The organism is Psychrobacter sp. 1U2 (assembly GCF_051847575.1).
Genome location: NZ_JBPYDC010001766.1, coordinates 1 through 529, shown reverse-complemented (window position 1 = coordinate 529; position 529 = coordinate 1). Strand labels below are relative to the sequence as shown.

Annotated in this window: 1 protein-coding gene; it reads left to right on the top strand. The window is 41.2% G+C overall.

The window, feature by feature from the left end:
• Positions 1–529, top strand: a 529-nt coding sequence (locus ACS8FD_RS24295; RefSeq protein WP_439277727.1) for an AI-2E family transporter, incomplete at both ends; no start/stop codon positions are given.

The window sequence follows — 529 nt, the reverse complement described above, 5'->3', positions numbered from 1 at the left end:
CTGGAAAGTTGCCATCCCCACTGCTTATTGCAAAACAGTGATTGAGGTTGCTCAAGAGTGTGATCGTGCATTGATGGCTTTTATCAAAGGCCAGCTGTTGGTCATGGTATTATTGGGAATCATTTATGCTGTACAATTACAACTTATTGGGCTTGAGCTTGGTATAATCATCGGTATGGGAGCAGGTATCGCAAGCTTTGTTCCTTATCTAGGCTTTGGTCTTGGTTTTATTGCTGCCGTTATCGCTTGTCTCTTCCAATTTGGTTTAAATTGGACTTATCTGTCTTTAATAGTGGGTGCGTTTTTGGTAGGTCAGGCAGCAGAAGGTTATATTCTACAGCCGTTGTTGCTGGGTGATAAGATTGGCTTGTCACCACTTTGGGTGATATTTGCAGTATTGGCAGGCGCAAGTATATTAGGGTTCGTTGGTATGTTGATTGCCTTACCTGTATCCGCTGTACTAAACGTATTGTTTCATCATTTATATGATTATTACCGTTCTACGGATCTTTATAAAGGACGTAAACAG